At 56.8% G+C, this 22149-nt stretch carries 18 protein-coding genes; 10 read left to right on the forward strand and 8 right to left on the reverse strand.

Translation table 11 applies throughout. The features are described 5' to 3' along the window. Positions 1–234: 234 nt before the first annotated feature. Both ACOKCT_RS03970 and ACOKCT_RS03975 read left to right on the forward strand, forming a co-directional pair. Entirely contained in the window at positions 235–1638 is a 1404-nt protein-coding gene (locus tag ACOKCT_RS03970) for a sensor domain-containing diguanylate cyclase (protein ID WP_103177867.1), read from the forward strand. Between the two features lie 339 nt (positions 1639–1977). Continuing rightward, positions 1978–3564: an EAL domain-containing protein gene (locus tag ACOKCT_RS03975; protein ID WP_159340261.1), complete on the forward strand. Its 1587-nt coding sequence runs from the start codon at positions 1978–1980 to the stop codon at positions 3562–3564. On the opposite strand, the gene soxS is transcribed toward ACOKCT_RS03975, so the two are convergent. Beyond that, a complete protein-coding gene (gene soxS / locus ACOKCT_RS03980; protein WP_103177869.1) occupies positions 3561–3887 on the reverse strand; it encodes a superoxide response transcriptional regulator SoxS in 327 nt (108 codons plus the stop codon). The two genes, ACOKCT_RS03975 and soxS, sit on opposite strands and share 4 nt — an antisense overlap. 98 nt (positions 3888–3985) lie before the next feature. Here soxS and soxR point away from each other — a divergent pair, with 98 nt between their 5' ends. From soxR to ACOKCT_RS04000, 4 genes are all read left to right on the forward strand, one after another. Then, positions 3986–4444, forward strand: a complete 459-nt coding sequence (gene soxR / locus ACOKCT_RS03985; protein WP_103177870.1) for a redox-sensitive transcriptional activator SoxR — start codon at positions 3986–3988, stop codon at positions 4442–4444. Between the two features lie 274 nt (positions 4445–4718). After that, complete coding sequence (locus ACOKCT_RS03990; protein ID WP_159340260.1) at positions 4719–5390, forward strand: glutathione S-transferase family protein; 672 nt, start codon at positions 4719–4721, stop codon at positions 5388–5390. A gap of 298 nt (positions 5391–5688) precedes the next feature. Beyond that, positions 5689–7038: a guanine/hypoxanthine transporter GhxP gene (ghxP, locus tag ACOKCT_RS03995; RefSeq protein ID WP_103177872.1), complete on the forward strand. Its 1350-nt coding sequence runs from the start codon at positions 5689–5691 to the stop codon at positions 7036–7038. A gap of 151 nt (positions 7039–7189) precedes the next feature. After that, positions 7190–8836, forward strand: coding sequence for a Na+/H+ antiporter (locus ACOKCT_RS04000; RefSeq protein ID WP_103177873.1), 1647 nt, complete (start codon positions 7190–7192; stop codon positions 8834–8836). 78 nt (positions 8837–8914) lie between these two features. On the opposite strand, the gene ACOKCT_RS04005 is transcribed toward ACOKCT_RS04000, so the two are convergent. Next, entirely contained in the window at positions 8915–9799 is an 885-nt protein-coding gene (locus tag ACOKCT_RS04005) for a LysR family transcriptional regulator (RefSeq protein ID WP_103177874.1), read from the reverse strand. 101 nt (positions 9800–9900) lie between these two features. On the opposite strand from ACOKCT_RS04005, the gene ACOKCT_RS04010 reads away from it, so the two are divergent. Both ACOKCT_RS04010 and ACOKCT_RS04015 read left to right on the forward strand, forming a co-directional pair. Continuing rightward, on the forward strand, positions 9901–10311 hold the full coding sequence (locus ACOKCT_RS04010; protein WP_103177875.1) for a CidA/LrgA family protein: 411 nt from the start codon (positions 9901–9903) through the stop codon (positions 10309–10311). Next, positions 10304–10993 (forward strand): LrgB family protein, encoded by a 690-nt coding sequence (locus tag ACOKCT_RS04015; protein WP_106993951.1) that lies wholly within the window; start codon positions 10304–10306, stop codon positions 10991–10993. The genes ACOKCT_RS04010 and ACOKCT_RS04015 overlap by 8 nt, the downstream gene beginning before the upstream one ends. A 52-nt stretch (positions 10994–11045) precedes the next feature. On the opposite strand, the gene ACOKCT_RS04020 is transcribed toward ACOKCT_RS04015, so the two are convergent. Beyond that, the gene (locus ACOKCT_RS04020) at positions 11046–12323 is read right to left on the reverse strand and encodes an ABC transporter substrate-binding protein (RefSeq protein WP_420193184.1); all 1278 of its coding nucleotides are present in this window, start codon (positions 12321–12323) and stop codon (positions 11046–11048) included. A 107-nt stretch (positions 12324–12430) separates the two neighbouring features. Further along, the gene (locus tag ACOKCT_RS04025; RefSeq protein ID WP_420193185.1) at positions 12431–13726 is read right to left on the reverse strand and encodes a Gfo/Idh/MocA family protein; all 1296 of its coding nucleotides are present in this window, start codon (positions 13724–13726) and stop codon (positions 12431–12433) included. 45 nt (positions 13727–13771) lie between these two features. Between ACOKCT_RS04025 and ACOKCT_RS04030 the strand changes: the two genes are divergently transcribed. After that, positions 13772–15349 (forward strand): hypothetical protein, encoded by a 1578-nt coding sequence (locus ACOKCT_RS04030; RefSeq protein WP_156653736.1) that lies wholly within the window; start codon positions 13772–13774, stop codon positions 15347–15349. 210 nt (positions 15350–15559) lie between these two features. Here the strand turns inward: ACOKCT_RS04030 and actP are convergent, their stop codons facing one another. The 3 genes from actP to acs all read right to left on the reverse strand — a co-directional run bounded on the left by actP (position 15560) and on the right by acs (position 19611). Further along, positions 15560–17209, reverse strand: a complete 1650-nt coding sequence (actP, locus tag ACOKCT_RS04035) for a cation/acetate symporter ActP (protein WP_103177880.1) — start codon at positions 17207–17209, stop codon at positions 15560–15562. After that, complete coding sequence (locus tag ACOKCT_RS04040) at positions 17206–17520, reverse strand: DUF485 domain-containing protein (RefSeq protein WP_103177881.1); 315 nt, start codon at positions 17518–17520, stop codon at positions 17206–17208. The genes actP and ACOKCT_RS04040 overlap by 4 nt, the downstream gene beginning before the upstream one ends. Before the next feature lie 132 nt (positions 17521–17652). Beyond that, the gene (gene acs / locus ACOKCT_RS04045) at positions 17653–19611 is read right to left on the reverse strand and encodes an acetate--CoA ligase (RefSeq protein ID WP_103177882.1); all 1959 of its coding nucleotides are present in this window, start codon (positions 19609–19611) and stop codon (positions 17653–17655) included. Positions 19612–20031: 420 nt separating this feature from the next. Here acs and gltP point away from each other — a divergent pair, with 420 nt between their 5' ends. After that, positions 20032–21345, forward strand: coding sequence for a glutamate/aspartate:proton symporter GltP (gene gltP, locus ACOKCT_RS04050; protein ID WP_103177883.1), 1314 nt, complete (start codon positions 20032–20034; stop codon positions 21343–21345). 76 nt (positions 21346–21421) lie between these two features. Here gltP and ACOKCT_RS04055 read toward each other — a convergent pair whose 3' ends face one another. Further along, entirely contained in the window at positions 21422–22096 is a 675-nt protein-coding gene (locus ACOKCT_RS04055) for a tetratricopeptide repeat protein (protein WP_159340258.1), read from the reverse strand. Positions 22097–22149: the final 53 nt, after the last annotated feature.

Below are 22149 nucleotides of genomic sequence, written 5' to 3' on the forward strand. Positions count from 1 at the left end.
AATATTTACAGCCTCAGACCTATGGATTATGCTTCATCCGGTTACGTAATTAGCCCGTAATAAATAAATCAGGCTTTTACTGGTTATTATTTGCTGTACTTTTAATTTTACACACACATCTTTTTTCGACAGGGTCAGACAGCCGTAATAATAGATGCTGGCTGCGTATCCTTTCACTCCTGATTTATTCGTTGCGACATTTTTTATCTCGTTAAATGAGCGACGAATAAAACGATGAAGCAAGCAAATCGAGAGAATATAAATGACAGTACGCGGGCTCTGCACGCATTAGCTAAATTAATGCCAAAATTATCGTCGCAGCAAACCTTAACGGATCTTCTGCAGACGATTAATCATACCTTTGGCGCCCAGACCAGCTGGGTAATGGTGGAGGACGATGCGGGTCAGCAGCAGGTAGTCAGCGTCGGTGAATTAACCTGCCATTCCTCAGAAATTAAAGCCTTTCTTTCCAGCACGTTATTGCAGCGTCACCACCGCGCATGGCGGGTCATCTGTTGGAAAGAGAAGACCGGTACGCTTTTATTTCCTGCCATGCATCCGGGACACAGGCAACTACAGTGTGGCGTGCTGTATAAATTGTCGCTGCAACAGGATCGCTGCAACGGCTACTTCTTCCTCGGCTTTGCGCAACCGCAAAGCAGCATCACCGTGCTGAAACAGGTGGTGGTGATCCTGGTCGAAAAACTGAAGGACTATTTGACCGGTCTCGTTGCCCGTGAGCGCACGGCAAAAGAGATGCAGCGGGTGATCACCCAGTATAAAACCCTGTTTGAGCGGGCGCCGGTACTGATGAACTCCTTTGACCGCCATAGCCGCTGCGTATTGTGGAATGCCGAGTGCGAAAAGGTGTTTGGCTGGACGATGGTGGAGATCAACGCCCATGCCGATCCGCTGGCGCTCTTTTATCCAGACCCGGAGGAGCGCCGCCGGGTGCACGAGTCGGTGAATACCACCCCGCTGAACGATATGTACGAATGGCATCCGCTACGTCGGGACGGGGTTCAGCTGACCATCCTGTGGTCGAATATCTCTCTGCCGGACGGCTCAATCCTCAATATCGGGCTCGATATTACCGCGCGTAAAAAAGCGGAGCAGCAGCTGGAGATGAAGGCGACCACCGACGATCTGACACGCTGTCTGAATCGCTCTGCCATCCTGCAGCAGATTGGCGCTGCGCTGGAGGCCTGCCAGCGCGAAGAGGCGGATAGCCACTTCTCTGTCATGATGCTCGACCTGGATTTCTTTAAACAGATTAATGATAAGTGGGGGCATCTGGTGGGCGATGCTGCGCTGATGCATTTTTGCGACTGCCTGCGGAGGGTGATCCCCTCGGGGGCAGCGCTGGGCCGGGTAGGGGGAGAGGAGTTTTTACTGCTGCTGCCAAAGACCCGCAGTGACGCGGCGGTGCAGCTCTCCATGGTACTCCGTCAGGCGCTCTCTCTCACGCCGCTCAAGGTCGGCAGCCGCACCTTAACACTCTCTTTCAGTGCGGGCGTGGTGGAGGTGAATGGAAAACCACGCGATACCTCATCGCTACTCATTAGCGCAGATAAGGCACTTTACGATGCCAAGCGCGGCGGAAGAGGTAAAACAATCGTCGCGGTTGATTATTTATAAATCACTTCAATCATCCTGACGGGTTAAATAGCACAAAATTTCATGATGAAGTTGCGCTTTTTTCATTCTGTAGGTAGTTTGGCTTAATCGACGATTTTCTGTTGAGTTATCCGGGAGCCTGGCTTCCTGGAACGGTAATTATTTAACTTAATAAACACGAAACGAATACTTTCAGTTTGGCTTACGGACAAATATTATCGGCATAACTCAATATTAGGTTATTGGCGTTAAAAGTCAGTTGCTAACTTCGCATGATTCATGCAACGTAATCACCTGTTTAGCAAAGCATCCGGCCTTCATGACTACAGGCACATAAAAAGCAGGGATAATAGGGCGGAAATGAATCGTAACGCACGGGACAAGGTGCTGAGGATAGTCGGGGTTATCATGGTAGTTTTGCTACCTGTGATGCTTGCGCTATGGTTTGCTCAGCAACGCGCGGTCAACGAAACAAGCAGTCAACTTCGCTCATTTGCCGCACTCGCTTTAGACAAAACCGAACTGGTTATTCAGCAGGTTGAGCTGGCACGTCAGGCGGCTGAAAAATACTCGGGTGATATTTGTACACCGGATCACCGACAATATATGTTAAATATTGTCCGGGGCCGACTCTACATTGCCGACCTGCTGTACGCCGAAGGTAAAGCGTTTCTCTGCTCAACAACCAGCACGCCTGAAAACCCCTATTTAATTTCTGCTGCCAATTACCAACGCGCGCCTGACGTCTCTATCTATTATTACCGCGATACGCCATTTTATGCGGGATATAAAATGACCTATATGCAGGTCGGTAATTATGTGGTGGTGGTTAATCCTCTGACCTATAGCGAAGTCATGTCATCCGACCGCTCCCTGGCGTGGGGGGTATTTGATACGGTGAACAACGACTTTTTCTCCATTAGTGAACAGGCAAAAGAAAATGCCTTAAAAAAGCTGATTGGCGATAACGAAGCTATATTCCAGAAAGAAGGTCGTTTTTACACTATTGTTCGCTCCGAGAAACGCCCGATTGCCGCGATTGTTTCGACCACCAATCAGCGTTTTTATGAAGTTCTCTATTATCAGGCAACGTTAACCCTGCCGCTGGGCATGATCAGCAGTATTATCATTTTACTGATGTGGTCGCGGACGCGACGCGAATTTAATTCACCAGGCCGCTTATTGCACCGGGCATTAAATAAAAGACAACTATGCCTGCATTACCAGCCGATTATCGACATAAAAACAAATGCGTGTGTCGGCGCAGAAGCGCTGTTGCGTTGGCCTGGTTTTAACGGTCCGGTAATGAGCCCGGTAGAGTTTATCCCGCTGGCAGAAAAAGAGGGGATGAGCGAACGCATCACCGATTATGTGGTAGAAGAAGTCTTCAGCGATCTGGGCCATTTCCTGGCCTGTAACCCGCATCTCTATATCTCCATTAACCTCTCGGCAACGGACTTCCACTCTTCACGCCTGATTGCGATGATCACCGATAAAGCCCGACACTATAATGTGCGGGCCCAGCAGATCAAAATTGAAGTGACGGAGCGCGGTTTCATTGATGTTCCCAGGACCACGCCGGTGATCCAGGCATTTCGCCAGGCGGGATATGAAGTGGCGATTGACGATTTTGGTACCGGCTATTCCAACCTGCACAACCTCTACTCGCTGAACGTGGATATCCTCAAAATCGACAAGACCTTCATCGATACGTTGACCACCAACAGCACCAGCCATCTCATCGTCGAGCACATTATCGAAATGGCCCAAAGCCTGCGCCTGAAAACCATCGCGGAAGGGGTAGAAACCGTGGAGCAGGTGATGTGGTTGAACAAGCGCGGCGTTCAGTATTGCCAGGGCTGGCACTTTGCCAAGGCGATGTCACCGCAGGATTTCATGACCTGGCAACATCAGCCCGTCGCGGCAGCCCTTGCTCATAGCCACTAGTTAAGCTGATGGCGATAGTCGCTGGGGGTGCGATCAAATTCGCGGCGGAAGACGCGGGAGAACGTCTGCTGGGAGACATATCCCAGATCCATGGCGATATCAAAAATGGGCCGCTGGGTGGTGCGTAACGCCTGGGCAGCCAGCAATAATCTGCGTTGACGAATGTATTCGCCCAGCGTCTGGTGCGTGACGGCGCGGAACATTCTCTGTAAGTACCACTTCGAGTAACCCGACTTCTTCGCCACCACATCAATACTCAAAGGTTGATCGATATGGTCATCCATCCATTCAATAAGTGTCTGAATAATTTGTTGATGTGACATAGAGCAGCCTCTCTCTGGATACACCTGTATCGGTTGATTCGTCGTTTTGTCTGCGGGCGAGTATAATTCCTCAAGTTAACTTGAGGTAAAGAGGTTTTATGGAAAAGAAATTACCGCGGATTAAACCGCTGCTGTCGCCGGGCGAGGTGGCAAGGCGTAGCGGTGTGGCGGTCTCTGCACTGCACTTCTATGAAAGCAAAGGGTTAATTAAAAGCATCCGCAACGCCGGCAACCAGCGCCGCTATACCCGTGACGTGCTGCGCTATGTGGCGATCATTAAGATTGCCCAGCGTATTGGCATCCCGCTGGCCACCATTGGCGAGGCGTTTGGCATCCTGCCGGAAGGGCATACCCTGAGCGCAAAGGAGTGGAAGGCCCTCTCTTCCCAGTGGCGCGATGAGCTGGACCGGCGCATTCACACTCTGGTGGCGCTGCGCGATGAGCTGGATGGATGTATTGGTTGCGGATGCCTGTCGCGCAGCGACTGCCCGCTGCGTAACCCTGGCGATAAGCTGGGCGAACAGGGTACCGGCGCGCGGCTGCTGGAAGAGGATTAGCCGGACATATAAAAAACTAAAGCGCCACAACAGGGCGCTTTAGTTATTCCCGGTCTTTGTCTTTCTCTCTATCCCGCTGGTTCACAGGAGGGTTTCCCCCGACATCAACACCCCTCAGTCGAGCATCTGGTGGAGGTTCCGGCTTGTGCTGACACTTTAAGTCTAGGCCGCAGCCTTAGCTTTGCCAGCCTCATCGCGCAAAAACTCGGCAAAATTTTTTCGCCAGGTTGTGCAATTTTCTATAGTTAGTGGATACGCCTGACTGGAGATAACAATGATAACGGTCCACCACCTCAATCAGTCCCGATCGCAGCGCGTGCTCTGGGCGCTGGAAGAGCTCTCGCTGCCTTACCAGATCGTTCGTTATCAGCGGGATAAGACCATGATGGCCCCCGCCACGCTGCGTAAAATCCACCCGCTGGGAAAATCTCCGGTGCTGGAGGACAACGGCCTGATCCTGGCGGAATCGGGCGCTATCCTCGAATATTTGCAGGAAACTTACGATCCCGGGGGACAGATGAAGCCGCAGGAGCGTGAGCTAAAACTGCAATACCGTTTCTGGCTCCATTACGCAGAAGGCTCGTTAATGCCGCTGCTGCTGATGAAGCTGGTCTTCGCCAGCCTCGGTAAACCGCCCGTCCCGTTTGGCCTGCGAACGCTCGGCAAGGTGCTGGGGCAGGGGGTAGAGAAGGCCTATCTTAACCGCCAGCTGGAAACGCATGCCCGCTTTCTGGAGTCCTCGCTGGAGAAGCATCGTTGGTTCGCCGGGGATCATCTCAGCATGGCGGACGTGCAGATGAGCTTTCCGGTCTTCGCCCTGCTGGAACGCGGCGGCATAGATAATCTTCCCCGCCTGCAAAACTGGAAGAAAAATGTCGAAATGCGTCCGGCCTGGCAGCGGGCGATCCAGCAGGGCGGGCCGTTCGAGATCCCTGGCGGGTCCTGAAATTGTTATCAAATTGCGCATTCACGATAACGTTTGCGCATACTCTGTTCACTTCTTCACCGCCTCGCACGCATTTTAGCGAAAAACGTCAAAGTTAAGTTGAAAATGCCCGCATTGAGGACGGATAATCGTTTGCCTTCATTTCGACACCCGTTTTGTCAGCGCAAAGCTAAACGTTTGCTTTTTTTATGACTCCCCTTTTTGTCATAAACGCAGCACAAGGATATGACGTTTAGCGGGTCGTGGAGTGTCCGTCACGCTGACAGACGACAATTATAATTTTCAGGGGATGTTTTCTATGTCTACGCCATCTGCGCGTACCGGCGGTTCACTCGACGCCTTTTTTAAAATTTCTGCCCGCGGCAGCACCGCGCGTCAGGAGATCGTTGCCGGTCTGACGACTTTCCTGGCGATGGTCTACTCGGTGATCGTGGTGCCGGGCATGCTGGGTAAAGCTGGTTTCCCACCGGCGGCGGTCTTTGTCGCCACCTGTCTGGTTGCCGGTGTCGGCTCCATCGTGATGGGCCTGTGGGCTAACCTGCCGCTGGCGATCGGCTGTGCCATCTCGCTGACCGCTTTTACCGCGTTCAGCCTGGTGCTGGGTCAGCAGATCAGCGTGCCGGTTGCGCTGGGCGCCGTGTTCCTGATGGGTGTGCTGTTTACCATTATCTCTGCCACCGGTATCCGTAGCTGGATCCTGCGCAACCTGCCGCAGGGCATTGCCCACGGGACGGGGATTGGTATCGGTCTGTTCCTGCTGCTGATTGCCGCCAACGGCGTGGGTCTGGTTATCAAAAACCCGCTGGACGGTCTGCCGGTTGCGCTGGGTAATTTCGCCAGCTTCCCGGTGATCATGTCGCTGATTGGCCTGGCGGTGATCATTGGTCTGGAAAAACTGAAAGTGCCGGGCGGCATCCTGCTGACCATCATCGGCGTTTCCATTGTCGGCCTGATTTTCGATCCTGCCGTACACTTCTCCGGCGTATTCGCCATGCCATCCCTGAGTGACGAAAACGGCAACTCGTTGATTGGCAGCCTGGATATCGTAGGGGCGCTCAACCCTGTCGTGCTGCCAAGCGTACTGGCGCTGGTGATGACCGCGGTCTTCGATGCCACCGGTACCATCCGCGCGGTAGCCGGTCAGGCGAACCTGCTGGATAAAGATGGCCAGATTATCGACGGCGGCAAAGCGCTGACCACCGACTCCCTGAGCAGCGTCTTCTCGGGTCTGGTCGGGGCGGCACCTGCTGCGGTGTATATCGAATCGGCGGCGGGTACGGCGGCAGGCGGTAAAACCGGTCTGACGGCGATCACCATCGGCGTGCTGTTCCTGCTGATCCTGTTCCTCGCGCCGCTCTCGTATCTGGTGCCGGCTTACGCCACCGCCCCTGCGCTGATGTATGTGGGTCTGCTGATGCTGAGCAACGTGGCGAAGATTGATTTTGCCGATTTCGTCGACGCAATGTCCGGCCTTATCACCGCGGTATTTATCGTGCTGACCTGTAACATTGTTACCGGCATCATGATTGGTTTTGCCTCGCTGGTGATTGGCCGTATCGTCTCAGGCGAATGGCGTAAACTGAACATCGGTACGGTTGTGATTGCCGTCGCGCTGGTGGTCTTCTACGCGGGCGGCTGGGCTATCTAAGCCATATGCGGCGTAAAAAGACGGGTGGCTCAGGCCGCCCGTTTTTATTTTCAGGACACATCTCGTTGTCTTATGCGTTACTCTGGGAAAGGTACATTAAGGCACGATGCCAGTGGCCTAAACGAACAGAATTATCGCAAACAGGGAACGCATGGAAATTTTCTTCACAATACTCATCATGACCCTTGTGGTCTCACTTTCCGGGGTAGTTACCCGCGTACTGCCCTTTCAGCTACCGCTGCCGCTCATGCAGATTGCCATCGGTGCTCTGCTGGCCTGGCCGACGTTCGGATTGCATGTCGAGTTTGATCCGGAACTGTTTCTGGTGCTGTTTATTCCTCCTTTGCTTTTTGCCGACGGCTGGAAAACGCCCACGCGCGAGTTTCTTGAGCACGGGCGCGAGATCCTGGGTCTGGCGCTGGCGCTGGTGGTTATCACCGTCATGGGGATCGGTTTTCTCATCTACTGGGTGGTGCCGGGGATCCCGCTGATACCAGCCTTTGCACTGGCGGCGGTGCTGTCGCCAACGGATGCCGTGGCGCTCTCCGGCATCGTCGGTGAAGGGCGCATGCCGAAAAAAATCATGGGCATCCTGCAGGGTGAGGCGCTAATGAACGACGCCTCCGGTCTGGTGGCCCTGAAGTTTGCCGTTGCCGTGGCGATGGGCACCATGATTTTTACCGTCGGCGGCGCCACCGTAGAGTTCTTGAAAGTGGCGATTGGCGGTATCCTCGCCGGGTTTGTGGTGAGCTGGCTGTATGGCCGTTCGCTGCGCTTCCTCAGCCGCTGGGGCGGTGATGAACCCGCCACGCAGATCGTACTGCTGTTCCTGCTGCCATTCGCCTCTTATCTGATTGCCGAGCACATTGGCGTGTCGGGCATTCTGGCGGCGGTGGCCGCGGGGATGACCATCACCCGTTCCGGCGTGATGCGTACCGCGCCGCTGGCGATGCGCCTGCGTGCCAACAGCACCTGGTCGATGCTGGAGTTTGTCTTTAACGGCATGGTCTTCCTGCTGTTGGGCCTGCAGCTGCCGGGCATTCTTGAGTCTTCGCTGGTGGCGGCAGAGGCTGACCCGAACGTCGACACCTGGATGCTCTTTACCGATATCGTGCTGATTTATTCCGCGCTGATGCTGGTGCGTTTCGGCTGGCTGTGGACGATGAAAAAATTCAGCGTCCGCTTCCTGAAAAATAAACCGATGGAGTTTGGCTCCTGGACGACCCGTGAACTGCTGATTTCCACCTTTGCGGGCGTGCGCGGGGCGATCACCCTGGCCGGTGTGCTCTCCATTCCGCTGCTGTTGCCGACCGGCGATGTCTTCCCGGCCCGCTACGAGCTGGTGTTCCTGGCCGCCGGGGTGATCTTGTTCTCGCTGTTTGTCGGCGTGGTGATGCTGCCCATCCTGCTGCAACATATGGAGGTGGGCGATCACGTCCAGCAGCATAAAGAGGCGCGTATCGCCCGGGCGGCCACCGCGGAAGTGGCGATTGTCACCATCCAGAAGATGGAAGAGCGCCTGGCGGCCGATACCGAAGAGAACCTCGATACGCAGCTGCTGAAAGAGGTGAGCTCGCGGGTCATTGGTAACCTGCGCCGCCGTGCGGATGGCCGAAATGACGTAGAGAGCTCGCTGCAGGAAGAGAACCTGGAGCGTCGCTTCCGCCTGGCCGCGCTGCGCGCCGAACGTGCGGAGCTTTATCATCTGCGCGCCACCCGGGAGATCAGCAACGAGACGCTGCAAAAACTGCTGCACGATCTCGATCTGATGGAAGCCCTGTTGGTTGAGAAGCCGTAATGGTTGATTGCCCGGTGGCGCTGCGCTTACCGGGCCTGGTAAACCGTAGGCCGGGTAAGGCGACGCCGCCACCCGGCGCTATTCTCCCACCCAAAACCCTTCACAACATTTCAACCACGCCTGAGCGCTGTGCGACAGATAGACCCCTTCCCGCCAGATCATCCCCAGCTGCCAGTGCAGATCGCTCTGGAGCGGGATCCAGCGCAGGGTCTTTTTATCCAGCCGTTCGCAGATGGGCTGCGGCAGGATGGCAATTCCCACCCCCGCCTGCACCATGGCGGCCAGAAAGTCCCACTGCCCGCTGCGCACCGCGATACGCGGCTTAACGCCGTGCTGGTTGAACAGCTGCATCAGCTGGCGGCTGAGGGCAAAATCTTCGTTGTAGATCAGCAGCGGATGCTCGGCGAGGAGTTCAGGGTTGATGGCGTCGAGCGACAGCCAGCTGCCGGAGCGCGGCACCAGCACACAGAGCGGATGGCTGAACAGCGGCAGCGCCGTCAGACCGCTATCCTCTTCCACCGGCAGGGCGGTCATGGCCAGATCCAGCTCGCCGTTGATCACCGCCTGCTGGACGGTTAAGCCGCCAAATTCAGAAATTTTTAGCTCCACGCCGGGATAACGCTGGCGAAACAGGCCGATAGGGCCCGCCATCATCATTCCTACCATTGGCGGGATACCGAGGCGCAGTATGCCCTTGTTCAGGTGGTTGATGTCGCCAAGCTCGGCCTCCAGCTGGCGAAACTCCGCCAGGATCGCCAGCCCGCGCTCAAACACCACGCGGCCTGTGTCGGTCAGCAGCAGCTTGCGCCCGTCGCGGATCAGCAGGGTACAGTTGAGTTCATCTTCGAGGTTTTTCAGCATTTTGCTGATGGTGGGCTGGGTAACAAAGAGCTTCTCCGCGGCGCGGGTAAAACTCTGCTGGCGGACCACTTCGACAAAGTAACGCAGCGTGCGTATGTCCATGACTATTCCTCGAAACTATACCTTTGATGATTTTAATTCATTTCAGTCAATTACGGGCGCTGACTATACTGGCGCTCCGTCTCATTTTGAGGAAATCCCCCATGACCGTGGCGTTAGGTCGCGTTACGCCTGCCGTCGTGCAACGACTCCAGGTACCGGTTCAGGTCCTGCTCTATGCCGCTCTTTTTGTCTTCGCTGAATACCTTGTTCGCTGGCTCCATCTGCCGCTGCCGGCCAATCTGGTCGGCATGGTGCTGATGTTCAGCCTGATCCTCTGTCGCGTTATTCCTCTCAGCTGGGTGCGGGCGGGGTCGCGCTGGCTGCTGGCGGAGATGCTGCTCTTTTTCGTTCCGGCAGTGGTGGCGGTAGTCAATTACGTCCAACTGCTGATGGTGGACGGCTGGCGTATCTTTGCGGTGATCGCCCTGAGCACGCTGATGGTGCTGGGCGCGACCGCGTGGGTGGTGGATAAAGTCTACCGCTTTGAAATCAGCAGGCAGAAACATGACTAACTTTCAGGTCAGCGTCCTCTGCCTGGTGGTGACGCTGATTATCTATTTTGCCAACAAGCGCCTCTACCGCCGCTTTCGTAAACTGCCCCTGATGCCGCTGGTTTTCACCCCGATCCTGCTGGTGATGATGCTGGTGTGGGGGCATATCTCGTGGCAGAACTATATTGGCGAAGCGCACTGGCTGCTGTGGCTGCTGGGTCCGGCGACCATCGCCTTTGCGGTGCCGGTCTACGACAACCTCGCGGTGATAAAACGCCACTGGATGTCGCTCTCCGCCGGGGTGATCACCGCCACGGTGGTGGCCGTCACCAGCTCGGTCTGGCTGGCGCGGTTGTTTACCCTGTCGGACGAGATCCAGCGCAGCCTGGCGGTACGCTCCGTCACCACGCCCTTTGCCCTGGCGGCGGCAAAACCGCTCGGCGGACAGCCGGATCTGGTGGCGCTGTTCGTGGTGGTCACCGGGGTGTTTGGTATGGCGGTAGGGGACATGCTTTTTCTGCGCCTCTCCATTCGCGAAGGGATGGCGAAAGGGGCCGGGTTTGGCGCGGCCTCCCACGGGGCGGGCACCGCGCGCTCCTACGAGCTGGGCCAGCAGGAGGGCGTGGTGGCAAGCCTGGTGATGATGCTCTCCGGCGTGGTGATGGTGCTGGTGGCCCCGCTGGTGGGCTGGCTGATGTTCTGATAAATGCCGGGTGGCGCTGCGCTTACCCGGCCTACCGATTCTGAATGCGGCGCTAACGGTTCAACCGCCGCACAATTCGCTCCACCTTCTGGCGGAAATCCGCCGCGACCTGAGCGGGTGCCTGACCCTGCTCCAGTTTTTCCCGCGCCGAGGTGAACTGGTCGATCACCTGTAAATCCTCGATATAGGGCGTGGCGACGACCGTGGTATGCAGCGATTGCGCCTGGCGTAGCCCGGCAATCACCGGATCCTGCGGGTCAATCACCCCTTTCTCCGTCAGCTGCGCCTCCGCCGCCTTGTTGAGCGGAATGCCGCGCTCCAGCCCAAGAGCCTCCACCGACTGCGGATCGTTAAGCAGGTAATTCACCAGAATCGCCGCCTCTTTCGGATGTTTAGTGGATTTTGCCACCGACAGCATCTGTGCCGTTTTGAAGTAGACCCCGGACTCCTCTGTGCCGGGCTGCATCACGTAATCGCCCAGCACCAGTTTCGCCGGTGGCGTCATGTTGTTGGCAAACATGCGAATGGTGATGTTCCAGGTGAAGAGCCCGCCCCACTCACCGTTAATCCACGGCTTCATCTCATAGAGGTTGCCCTTGCCGTAGGAGGAGAGGGTTTTGGGCGACGGCAGAACGTGGTCGTCGCTCAGACGTTTCACAAAATCGAAGGCCTCGACCCACTGCGCGTCGTTCCAGGCGAAGGTGCCATCACTGTTGAACATCGACTTCTGGTGGGTCTGCATCATGTACGCATTGAGCAGCAAAATGACATCCTGATCGACCATGGCGTAGGGGTAGTAGTTGTTGCCCAGCGTCTGCTGGAACACTTTCCCGGCGGCAAAAAAGTCGTCCCAGGTTTTCGGATACGCCAGCCCGGCTTTCTGCCAGGTGACGTCGTTGTAGTAAAAGACCGGGGCGTTGACCGAAATCGGCAGGCCATTGAGCTTGCCTTTCACCGTGGTCGATTGCAGATCCTGCGCCTGGTACTGGCTTAAATCGAGCTCCGCTTTCAGCTTATTCAGGTCGTAATACCCTTCACCATTTTTGGAAAAGAGGATTAGCCAGGGCCAGTTGGTCTGCATTACGTCCGGCTCGGTGCCGCTCGCCATCTGGGTGGTCAGGCGCGAAAGATGCCCGTCCCAGCCGGTATATTCGGGCTTCACCTTAATCTCCGGATGCGCTTTTTCGAAGGCTTCCAGCGCTTTCAGCGTCGCCTGGTGGCGGCTGTTGCCACCCCACCACGACATGCGTAGTTCAACGGGCGCTTGTGCCCAGACAGAGGTACAGGAAAATAACAGCGATGCGATAACACCTGAAACGAGTTTTTTCATTATTGTCTCCGGAACAGAGGCATAAATATTGTTATTAAACAGGTTAGTAACTGCACAATACTACCGGCGGTTCCGGCGCGGTAGCGGGCCGCGCCGGCGTGAGACGCTTAGCGTTTCGTCAGACGGGATACCAGCTCAAACTCCTTAAAGTTGACCGGACGCTGCTGCTGCATGGAGATATTGCCCGCAATGCCGGTGAGGATAGACATGGCCCCGGCACGGTGGTCGGCTGCGCGCTGCAGCGGATCGTGGCGTGGCGCGCCGAACAGGTCGGCCAGCATCGCGTTGTCGCCGCCGCCGTGCCCCCCTTCACCGAGGCTGAATTCCGCTTTCCAGGGTTCGGCAAACATCGGGAAGACGGTGAGGTCGCACTGCTCCAGGCTGCCCTCATTTTCCCGCTCTCCCCCGGCATTGACGTAGGACTTCTCGACAATCTTCATCTCCAGACGCCCTTCGGTGCCGTTAAAGACCACATTCAGCCCTTCCCACGGCAGGTAGGCATTGAGGGAGTAGGTGAGCTGGACCTGGTTCTGGTATTTCACCAGCACCGACATCGTATCTTCGATGGTGATCCCGTCGCTGAAGACGCTCTGGTCGCGGAAGTAGCGATCTTCGTGTTCGGCGTCCAGATAGAGCGCCTTAAGTTGCGCATTCTCTTCCATATGCAGCGCAAACGGGTCGTCTTTCGCGTCGGCAAAGCCGTGGGCGCGCGGGTAGAACCGGGTCACGCCGCGCTTCTCCGCATTCTCCCTGCCGTAGAACTGCAGGCTGCCTTCGGCGTAAACCCGTTCCGGGTAGCTGCCCAGCCAGAAGTTCATCAGATCGAAGTGGTGGGTGGATTTATGCACCAGCAGGCCGCCGCTGTTGCGCTTTTCCCGATGCCAGCGGCGGAAGTAGTCCGCGCCGTGTTCGGTGTTAAGCAGCCACTCGAAATGGACCGAGGTGACCTTGCCGATCGTCCCCTGCATCAGCAGTTCGCGCACTTTACTGTGGTGCGGCGCGTAGCGGTAGTTGAAGGTCACGCGCACGCTACGGCCCGTCTCTTCAATGGCATCAAGTATGCGCAGGGCGCGCTGTTCGTCGATGGTCATCGGCTTTTCGGTGATCACATCGCAGCCGGCGTGCAGGGCGCGAACGATGTAGTCGTCATGGGTGCGGTCCATGGTGGTGACAATGACGACATCGGGCTGCGTCTCGCGGATCATCTCTTCAAACTGCGCCGCCTGCCAGGTGGAAACCGGATCCGCCCCTTCGTTTTTTAATAACTGATTGGCGTACTGCATGCGCGTCTTGTTAGTATCACAGAACGCGACCAGTCTGGCATTTTCCCGCCAGGCGCCACCGATGGCGGAAATATATAAACCCGCGCGACCGCCGGTCCCGACCAGAGCATATTTTTTCATGGCATCCTCGATTAAATAACAGAATTAATATCAGCAGGTGACGCAATGAAACGTATTCCCCATCAACTGATGGAGCTGAACAGCACGTTTATCTGGCACTGGCCCTGGTTTATTCAGGGGGTAAAAAGCGCGAAACAGCACGGTTTCACTGGCATCATCCTGCACCAACAGGAACTGCTTTCAATACTTGCGACGCCCTCGCCGTTAAGCCAGAAACTCAACGTCGAGAACCTTATTCATCAGCAAAATTACGCCCTGCACTATTTAAAACGCGTCGACCGTTACCTGGCGGAAAATAATTTATCGTTCTGGCTTCAGGGTGAGGCCGCGCCCAATGACGACATTATTAAGCGTAAATTTCCGGAACTGACGTTCGACGAAAAGCACGCGCCCGATTTCTGGCACCCTTTTTATGCCGCGATACTGCATCCGCTTTTACAGGCGCTGCCCCATCTCGGCGGGCTTATTCTCAGCCTGACGACGCCAGACTTTCAGACCAGCCGCTGGCAGCAAAGCCTGCATGATGTCTGGAGCCTGCTGCGCGCCCAGGGAAAAAAGCTCATCCTGCGCGACTTCATTGACAACAGCTGGCCGCGACAGCAGCTCTCCGGCATTCTGGCGACGCTCCCGGACGACGTGCGCGCCTCGGTAAAAGCCACCGAGCTGGATTACCACCCCGGTTTTGCCAACCATCCCAACATCGCCACCCTGCCGGGGCATAAAAAGTGGATCGAGTACGATCTCTTCGGTATCGGCTACGGCTGGAGCGCACTGCCGTGCTATCTGGCCGATGAGATTGGTGGCCGCTTAAGCTGGGCGCTCAGCGCCACAGAAAACGAAATCGAAGCGATTACCTCCCGCGTGAGCTGGCAGTGGTTACCCGACAGCCGGGTGATGGACTCCGTCAACGCCATCAACCTGTTTGGCCTCTCTGCCGCCAACCATGCCGCCGATGCCGCGCTGCCCGCTACCTTCGAGCGCTGGGCGGAACACCACCAGTTCGGCTTTCGCGCTTTGGCGGACAAACATCAGCTTTCGGCCATCCTCCACGCCAGCTACGACTGGCTGTGCAAAACGCCAAACTTCCTCGGACGGCGGTTGCACTACCAGAGCCAGATCCCGGAGAGCATTGCCCAGGCGCAGCAATTGCTCCATACGGACACCCGTAGCGCTAACTGGCTGCACGCCTGGCAGCCGCTGATGCCCGCCGACGATCCCGCCCTTGGCAAAGAGCAGCGTGAGCGGGTAGCGCTGGAAAAAGAGGCCGCCTGCTTCCTGGCGTCACGTACGCTGCACAACCTGCGTGAGCTGATGCCGCGTATGACCTGCCCGGACGACACCCTTGCGATCCTGCTGGCCGCCTGGCGCAGCGCGGAGATCTACAGCCAGATGTTCTCTCACGTCGCCGCCGCCGTGACCGACGTCGTGTGGCTGGATCACTACGGTCCGCAAAGTCTGCCTGCCGACATCCTGAAGCAGCATCAGCAGCGGCTGCTGCACTTCAGCGACACCCTGGATCGCTGGCTGACAGATCCGCCCGCCAGCAGCCCGCTCTTCCTGCCGCTGTTGCTGAGCCCGGCGCGGCTGGAGCGCTTTGCCAGAAGCCTCGGCGAGTCGCTGTAACTAAAGAATAAAAACTGCGGTCGGGGTTGTCTGTATACCGCGGGTAGGGAAAGCGGGGGATCGGCGTGGAATAGGGAAAAGTGTGATGGACGTTGCGGATTGCAGATAAAGCCTGTGATCCGCATCGGCTTTTTCTGTTCTGGCGACGTGATAAACGTCACCAGAAGGGGAAAAAAATGTGATCCCCGACCAGTGGCCGGGGAGGGGGTTTTAGTGCGCGCGGCCCTGTTCGACACCCAGGCCGGTTTGGGAGCGGATAAACTGGGCGCGGAACTTCTCGCGCTCCAGGTTGCCTTCCGGCGAGTTATCAGTTGCCGAGAAGACCCAGATGCCGATAAAGGCCACGGCGATGGAGAAGAGCGCCGGGTACTCATACGGGAAGATGGCGCTTTCGTGGCCGAGGATCTGCACCCAGATGGTCGGACCGAGGATCATCAGGATCACCGCCGTCAGCAGGCCGAGCCAGCCGCCAATCATCGCTCCGCGGGTGGTCAGCTTCGACCAGTACATAGAGAGCAGAATGATCGGGAAGTTGCAGCTTGCCGCAATGGAGAAGGCCAGCCCCACCATAAAGGCGATGTTCTGATTTTCGAACAGGATCCCCAACAGAATGGCGACGACCCCCAGGACCAGAACGGTGATTTTGGAGACCTTCAGTTCGTCGCGTTCAGAGGCGCCTTTACGCCAGACGTTGGCATAGAGGTCGTGGGAGACCGCAGAAGCACCCGCCAGGGTCAGGCCAGCCACCACCGCCAGAATCGTGGCGAAGGCCACGGCGGAGATAAAGCCGAGGAACAGGTTGCCGCCCACCGCGTCAGCCAGATGGACTGCCGCCATGTTGTTGCCGCCAATCAGCGCGCCCGCCGCATCCTTGAAGGCCGGGTTTGCACCCACCAGCATGATGGCGCCGAAGCCGATGATAAAGGTCAGGATGTAGAAGTAACCCATAAAGCCGGTGGCGTAGAAGACGCTTTTACGCGCTTCGCGCGCATCTGACACCGTGAAGAAACGCATCAGAATGTGCGGCAGGCCCGCGGTACCAAACATCAGGCCCAGCCCTAACGACAGCGCCGAGATCGGATCTTTCACCAGCCCGCCGGGGCTCATGATCGCTTCCCCTTTCGGGTGTACCGCCATCGCTTCGGTAAAGAGGTTATTAAAGCTGAAGCCGACATGCTTCATCACCATAAAGGCCATAAAGCTGGCGCCGAACAGCAGCAGTACCGCTTTGATGATCTGCACCCAGGTGGTGGCGAGCATGCCGCCAAACAGGACATACATCACCATCAGCACCCCCACCAGCACCACCGCGACATGGTAGTTCAGGCCGAACAGCAGCTGGATCAGCTTGCCGGCCCCCACCATCTGGGCAATCAGGTAGAGGGCTACCACCACCAGCGAGCCGCAGGCGGAAAGGGTACGAATCGGCCCCTGTTTCAGGCGATAGGATGCCACGTCGGCAAAGGTATAACGCCCCAGGTTACGCAGGCGTTCGGCGATCAGGAACAGGATGATCGGCCAGCCGACGAGGAAGCCCAGAGAGTAGATCAGCCCGTCGTAGCCGGAGGTATAGACCAGCGCGGAGATGCCGAGGAAAGAGGCCGCCGACATAAAGTCACCGGCGATGGCCAGCCCGTTCTGGAAACCGGTAATGTTGCCGCCCGCGGTGTAGTAATCGTTACGGGAACGCACGCGTTTCGACGCCCAGTAGGTGATGTACAGCGTCAGCACCACGAAGATCAGGAACATCACAATCGCCTGCCAGTTGGTCGGCTGGCGTTCAACCGCGCCGCCAATGGCATCGGCGGCATTTGCCGCGAGGGGGAGGGCGGCGGCAAGCGCCGTCAGGACTCTCTTCATGATGCTTTCACCTCGCGCAGTACCGCTTTGTTCAGACGGTCGAACTCACCGTTAGCGCGCCAGACGTAGACGCCGGTCAGCACAAACGAAACGACGATCACACCGATACCGATAGGGATGCCGCGCGTGACGTTGGTGCCCGCATGCAGCGGCGTGCCCAGCCAGTGCGGCGCAAAAGCGATCAGCAGGATAAAGCCCACGTAGATGATCAGCATGATAATAGAGAGAATGAAGGCAAACCGTTGCCGTTTATCCACCAGCTCCCTGTAGTGCGCACTGTTCTCTATCTGCTGACAAATATTGTCATTCATCACAGAATCTCCAGAGGTATCCCCCTTCGGTTTTCACGCAGCCTGAGCAGTCACGTGCCTGCAACGTGAAATCCTATGGGGTGGTTTTTATATTCCCCTCTCCCTTGAAGGGAGAGGGCTAAGGTGAGGGTGTTACGATGGCATTGCGATGGCCTGCTTCTCTTCGAGCAGTTTGTCCACCACGCCAGGATCGGCGAGCGTAGAGGTGTCGCCTAAATTGCTGGTATCCCCCGCCGCAATCTTGCGCAGAATACGGCGCATGATTTTGCCGGAGCGGGTTTTCGGCAGCGAGTCGGTCCAGTGCAGCACGTCCGGGGTGGCAAGCGGGCCAATCTCTTTCCGCACCCAGTTACGCACTTCGGTATAGAGCTCGGGTGACGGCTCTTCGCCATGGTTTAAGGTGACGTAGGCATAGATCGCCTGGCCTTTGATGTTGTGTGGAATACCGACCACCGCCGCTTCGGCGATTTTCGGATGCGACACGAGGGCTGATTCGATCTCGGCGGTCCCCAGACGGTGGCCGGAGACGTTCAGCACGTCGTCCACGCGGCCGGTGATCCAGTAGTAGCCATCTTCATCACGACGCGCGCCGTCGCCGCTGAAGTACATATTTTTGAAGGTGGAGAAGTAGGTCTGCTCAAAGCGATCGTGATCGCCAAACAGGGTGCGCGCCTGACCCGGCCAGGAGTCGGTGATGACCAGGTTGCCTTCGGTGGCCCCTTCCAGCGGCGTGCCTTCGTTATCCACCAGCGCAGGCTGAACGCCAAAGAACGGACGGGTCGCGGAACCGGCTTTCAGCTGAGTGGCGCCCGGCAGCGGGGTGATCATGAACCCGCCGGTTTCGGTCTGCCACCAGGTATCGACCACCGGACATTTCTCGTTGCCGATCTTCTTCCAGTACCACTCCCAGGCTTCCGGGTTGATGGGCTCACCCACGGAACCGAGGATACGCAGGGAGGAGCGGTCGGTGCCTTCAATCGCCTTATCGCCTTCCGCCATCAGGGCGCGGATTGCGGTCGGGGCGGTGTAGAGAATATTGACCTGGTGTTTGTCCACCACCTGGCTCATGCGCGCCGGCGTCGGCCAGTTTGGCACCCCTTCAAACATCAGGGTGGTGGCGCCGCAGGCCAGCGGGCCGTACAGCAGGTAGCTGTGGCCGGTGACCCAGCCCACATCGGCGGTGCACCAGTAGATATCACCCTGATGATAATCAAAGACATACTTAAAGGTGGTGGCTGCATAGACCAGATAGCCGCCGGTGGTGTGCAGGACGCCCTTCGGCTTACCGGTTGAACCCGAGGTATAGAGGATAAACAGCGGATCTTCCGCATTCATCGCTTCCGGCTGGTGCTGGTCGCTGGCCTGCTCAATCAGGTCGCTCCACCAGAGGTCGCGCCCCTCATGCCATTCAATGGCGTTGCCGGTGCGCTTGAGCACAATCACACTGTTGACGCTGTTTACATTGGGGTTTTTCAGCGCGTCATCGACGTTCTTTTTCAGCGGAACGGCACGGCCAGCACGCACGCCTTCGTCGGCGGTGATCACCAGTTTGGAGCTGGAGTCGATAATGCGCCCGGCCACCGCTTCCGGCGAGAAGCCGCCAAAGATAACGGAGTGCACGGCGCCGATGCGGGCGCAGGCCAGCATCGCCACGGCCGCTTCCGGCACCATCGGCATATAGATGGCAACCACGTCGCCTTTCTTGATGCCCTGCGCCAGCAGCACGTTAGCAAAGCGGCAGACATCGCGGTGCAGTTCACGGTAGGTGATATTTTTGCTCTGGGTGGCGTCGTCGCCCTCCCAGATGATCGCCGTCTGGTCACCGCGCTCGGCGAGGTGACGATCCAGACAGTTGGCGGCCAGGTTCAGTGTACCGTCTTCATACCATTTAATAGAGACGTTACCTGGGGCAAAAGAGGTGTTCTTGACCGTCTGATAGGGCGTGATCCAGTCAAGGATTTTGCCCTGCTCGCCCCAGAAGGCGTCAGGGTTGGTGATGGAGTGTTGATACTTCTCCTGGTACTGCTCAGGGTTAATCAGGCAGCGGTCCGCAATATTTGCGGGAATGTCGTGTTTATGGACTTGGCTCATGGTTTTTGTTCTCCTTGTAGGATGTTAATAATATGTCGCAAAAACGTTAATTGTAGGGGCTTTGGCAGCTTTGTTTACTATTTGGGCGACAGATCACGCAAATGTTAAAGAGAACAAAAAACGCGCAAATGACACTTTGAAGGAAAATAATTGCTCTTGTAGATTATTTGCTTTTATGGATAAAAAAGCGTTTTCATTACAAAAGGTTATTTATCATCACCAATATAAATTAGCGTAATGACCTTTTTTGTCAGTCAAATGCCTCGTTCTTAAAGGCTTGCGCAGCATGCCGTGCAAATGGTACTGATACCGCGCGTTAAAAAACCCCATAAATGAACGCAACACAATTCATACCCTTTCAGTATGTGTCGTCCCCTTCGTTTTACGAGTACGAACACTTCGTTGAGGAAGTCTCTTGTTATGAAAAATTTGAAAGTCAGCCTGGCCTGGCAAATTTTGCTGGCCCTTGTGCTGGGTATCTTGCTGGGTAGTTATCTGCATTATCACAGTGACAGCCGCGAATGGCTGATCGCCAACTTACTGTCACCGGCCGGCGATATCTTTATTCATCTGATCAAGATGATTGTGGTGCCGATTGTCATCTCGACGCTGGTGGTGGGGATTGCCGGGGTGGGTGACGCGAAGCAACTGGGCCGCATCGGCGCGAAAACTATCCTTTATTTCGAAGTGATCACTACGGTGGCCATTGTTCTCGGCATCACGCTGGCGAATCTGTTCCAGCCGGGGGCGGGCATTGATATGTCGCAGCTGGCGACGGTGGATATTTCGAAATACCAGAGCACAACCGCCGATGTGCAGAGCCACTCTCATGGCCTGATGGGGACGATCCTGTCGCTGGTGCCAACGAATATCGTGGCGTCGATGGCGAAGGGCGAAATGCTGCCGATTATCTTCTTCTCGGTGCTGTTTGGTCTGGGGCTGGCGTCGCTGCCCTCCGCCCACCGCGAGCCGCTGGTGACCGTGTTCCGCTCCATCTCTGAAACCATGTTTAAAGTGACCCACATGGTGATGCGCTATGCGCCGGTAGGGGTGTTTGCGCTGATCTCGGTGACGGTGGCGAACTTCGGTTTTGCCTCCCTGTGGCCGCTGGCGAAGCTGGTGCTGCTGGTGCATTTCGCCATCATCTTCTTCGCGCTGGTGGTGCTGGGCTTAGTGGCGCGCATGTGCGGGCTGAGCATCTGGATCCTGATCCGCATCCTGAAGGACGAGCTAATTCTGGCGTACTCCACCGCCAGCTCTGAAAGCGTGCTGCCGCGCATCATCCAGAAGATGGAGGCTTACGGCGCGCCGGCGTCGATCACCAGCTTCGTGGTGCCGACCGGCTACTCCTTTAACCTTGATGGCTCCACGCTGTACCAGAGTATCGCCGCGATCTTTATTGCCCAGCTGTACGGCATTGACCTCTCCCTGTGGCAGGAGATCGTTCTGGTGCTGACGCTGATGGTGACCTCGAAAGGCATTGCCGGCGTGCCGGGCGTGTCGTTTGTGGTGCTGCTTGCGACCCTGGGCAGTGTGGGTATTCCGCTGGAAGGACTGGCGTTTATCGCCGGTGTTGACCGTATCCTCGACATGGCGCGTACCGCGCTGAACGTGGTGGGTAACGCGCTGGCGGTGCTGGTGATTGCCAAGTGGGAACATAAGTTCGACCGTAAAAAAGCGCTGGCCTATGAGCGCGAGGTGCTGGGGCGGTTTGATAAGACGGCTGACCAGTAAAGTGAAAAGCCGGGTGACGCTTCGCTTACCCGGCCTACATGACCTTAGGCCCGGCAAACATAGTGCCGCCGGGCATTTACTCCCCGCTTAACGCATCAAACTCCTCACATCCGGTATCAAACCCTTCGCTACAGCTCAGATTCAACCAGTAGAGCGCCTTCTGTTTATTGGGGGTGATAAATCCCTCCTCGCCCTGCTTAAAGATCTGGCCCGCCCAGTACTCCGCATAGCCTGTGCGTGACAGCGTGGAGCTTTGCTTAAACCACCGCGCGGCCTGCACATCATCCTGCGCCACTTCCACGCCGTTGGCGTAGATCAGCCCCAGCAACTGCTGGGCATCAACGGCGGCGTCGTCTTCGGTATTCTCAGCGACCTTGTGCAGTAAGCTCAGCGCCTGCGGATAGTCGGTCTTCCCGGCCCGGGTGTTTACCAGCAAACGCGCCAGCATCACCGCGCCCGGCGAGCTGCCCGCCACCGTGGCCTGCTGCGCCAGCCCTTTGGCCTGAGCGAAATCGCCGTGCTTTAACTTGATTTGGGACAGCAGGGCCATGGCATCGATATCGCCGTTTTTCGCTGCTTTTTCGGCCCAGGTTTCGGCCTGCTTATCATCACCCGAGCTGTAATATGTTTCGGCAAGGTAATACTGGGCACGGCTGTCGCCCGCCTCAGCCTGCTTCCGGTACTGGCCGCCAATCTCCTCGGCGCTCGCCAGAGAAGTAAAAAGGATCAACAACAGATAAAGAGGTTTCATGCGTTATTTTCGTAGGAGTAGATACCGGGCAGTATAAGCGCGTGATGTGAAGA

It is taken from the genome of Leclercia sp. M-A074-M, from assembly GCF_965195605.1.
Lineage (GTDB): Bacteria > Pseudomonadota > Gammaproteobacteria > Enterobacterales > Enterobacteriaceae > Enterobacter.

Coding starts and splice junctions, on each gene's coding strand:
- ghxP (WP_103177872.1), top strand. CDS start 5,689: ATGTCTACGCCATCTGCGCGTACCGGCGGTTCACTCGACGCCTTTTTT.
- ACOKCT_RS04000 (WP_103177873.1), top strand. CDS start 7,190: ATGGAAATTTTCTTCACAATACTCATCATGACCCTTGTGGTCTCACTT.
- ACOKCT_RS04010 (WP_103177875.1), top strand. CDS start 9,901: ATGACCGTGGCGTTAGGTCGCGTTACGCCTGCCGTCGTGCAACGACTC.
- ACOKCT_RS04005 (WP_103177874.1), bottom strand. CDS start 9,799: ATGGACATACGCACGCTGCGTTACTTTGTCGAAGTGGTCCGCCAGCAG.
- ACOKCT_RS04020 (WP_420193184.1), bottom strand. CDS start 12,323: ATGAAAAAACTCGTTTCAGGTGTTATCGCATCGCTGTTATTTTCCTGT.
- ACOKCT_RS04015 (WP_106993951.1), top strand. CDS start 10,304: ATGACTAACTTTCAGGTCAGCGTCCTCTGCCTGGTGGTGACGCTGATT.
- ACOKCT_RS04025 (WP_420193185.1), bottom strand. CDS start 13,726: ATGAAAAAATATGCTCTGGTCGGGACCGGCGGTCGCGCGGGTTTATAT.
- ACOKCT_RS04055 (WP_159340258.1), bottom strand. CDS start 22,096: ATGAAACCTCTTTATCTGTTGTTGATCCTTTTTACTTCTCTGGCGAGC.
- soxS (WP_103177869.1), bottom strand. CDS start 3,887: ATGTCACATCAACAAATTATTCAGACACTTATTGAATGGATGGATGAC.
- soxR (WP_103177870.1), top strand. CDS start 3,986: ATGGAAAAGAAATTACCGCGGATTAAACCGCTGCTGTCGCCGGGCGAG.
- ACOKCT_RS03975 (WP_159340261.1), top strand. CDS start 1,978: ATGAATCGTAACGCACGGGACAAGGTGCTGAGGATAGTCGGGGTTATC.
- acs (WP_103177882.1), bottom strand. CDS start 19,611: ATGAGCCAAGTCCATAAACACGACATTCCCGCAAATATTGCGGACCGC.
- actP (WP_103177880.1), bottom strand. CDS start 17,209: ATGAAGAGAGTCCTGACGGCGCTTGCCGCCGCCCTCCCCCTCGCGGCA.
- ACOKCT_RS03970 (WP_103177867.1), top strand. CDS start 235: ATGAAGCAAGCAAATCGAGAGAATATAAATGACAGTACGCGGGCTCTG.
- ACOKCT_RS04030 (WP_156653736.1), top strand. CDS start 13,772: ATGAAACGTATTCCCCATCAACTGATGGAGCTGAACAGCACGTTTATC.
- ACOKCT_RS04040 (WP_103177881.1), bottom strand. CDS start 17,520: ATGAATGACAATATTTGTCAGCAGATAGAGAACAGTGCGCACTACAGG.
- ACOKCT_RS03990 (WP_159340260.1), top strand. CDS start 4,719: ATGATAACGGTCCACCACCTCAATCAGTCCCGATCGCAGCGCGTGCTC.
- gltP (WP_103177883.1), top strand. CDS start 20,032: ATGAAAAATTTGAAAGTCAGCCTGGCCTGGCAAATTTTGCTGGCCCTT.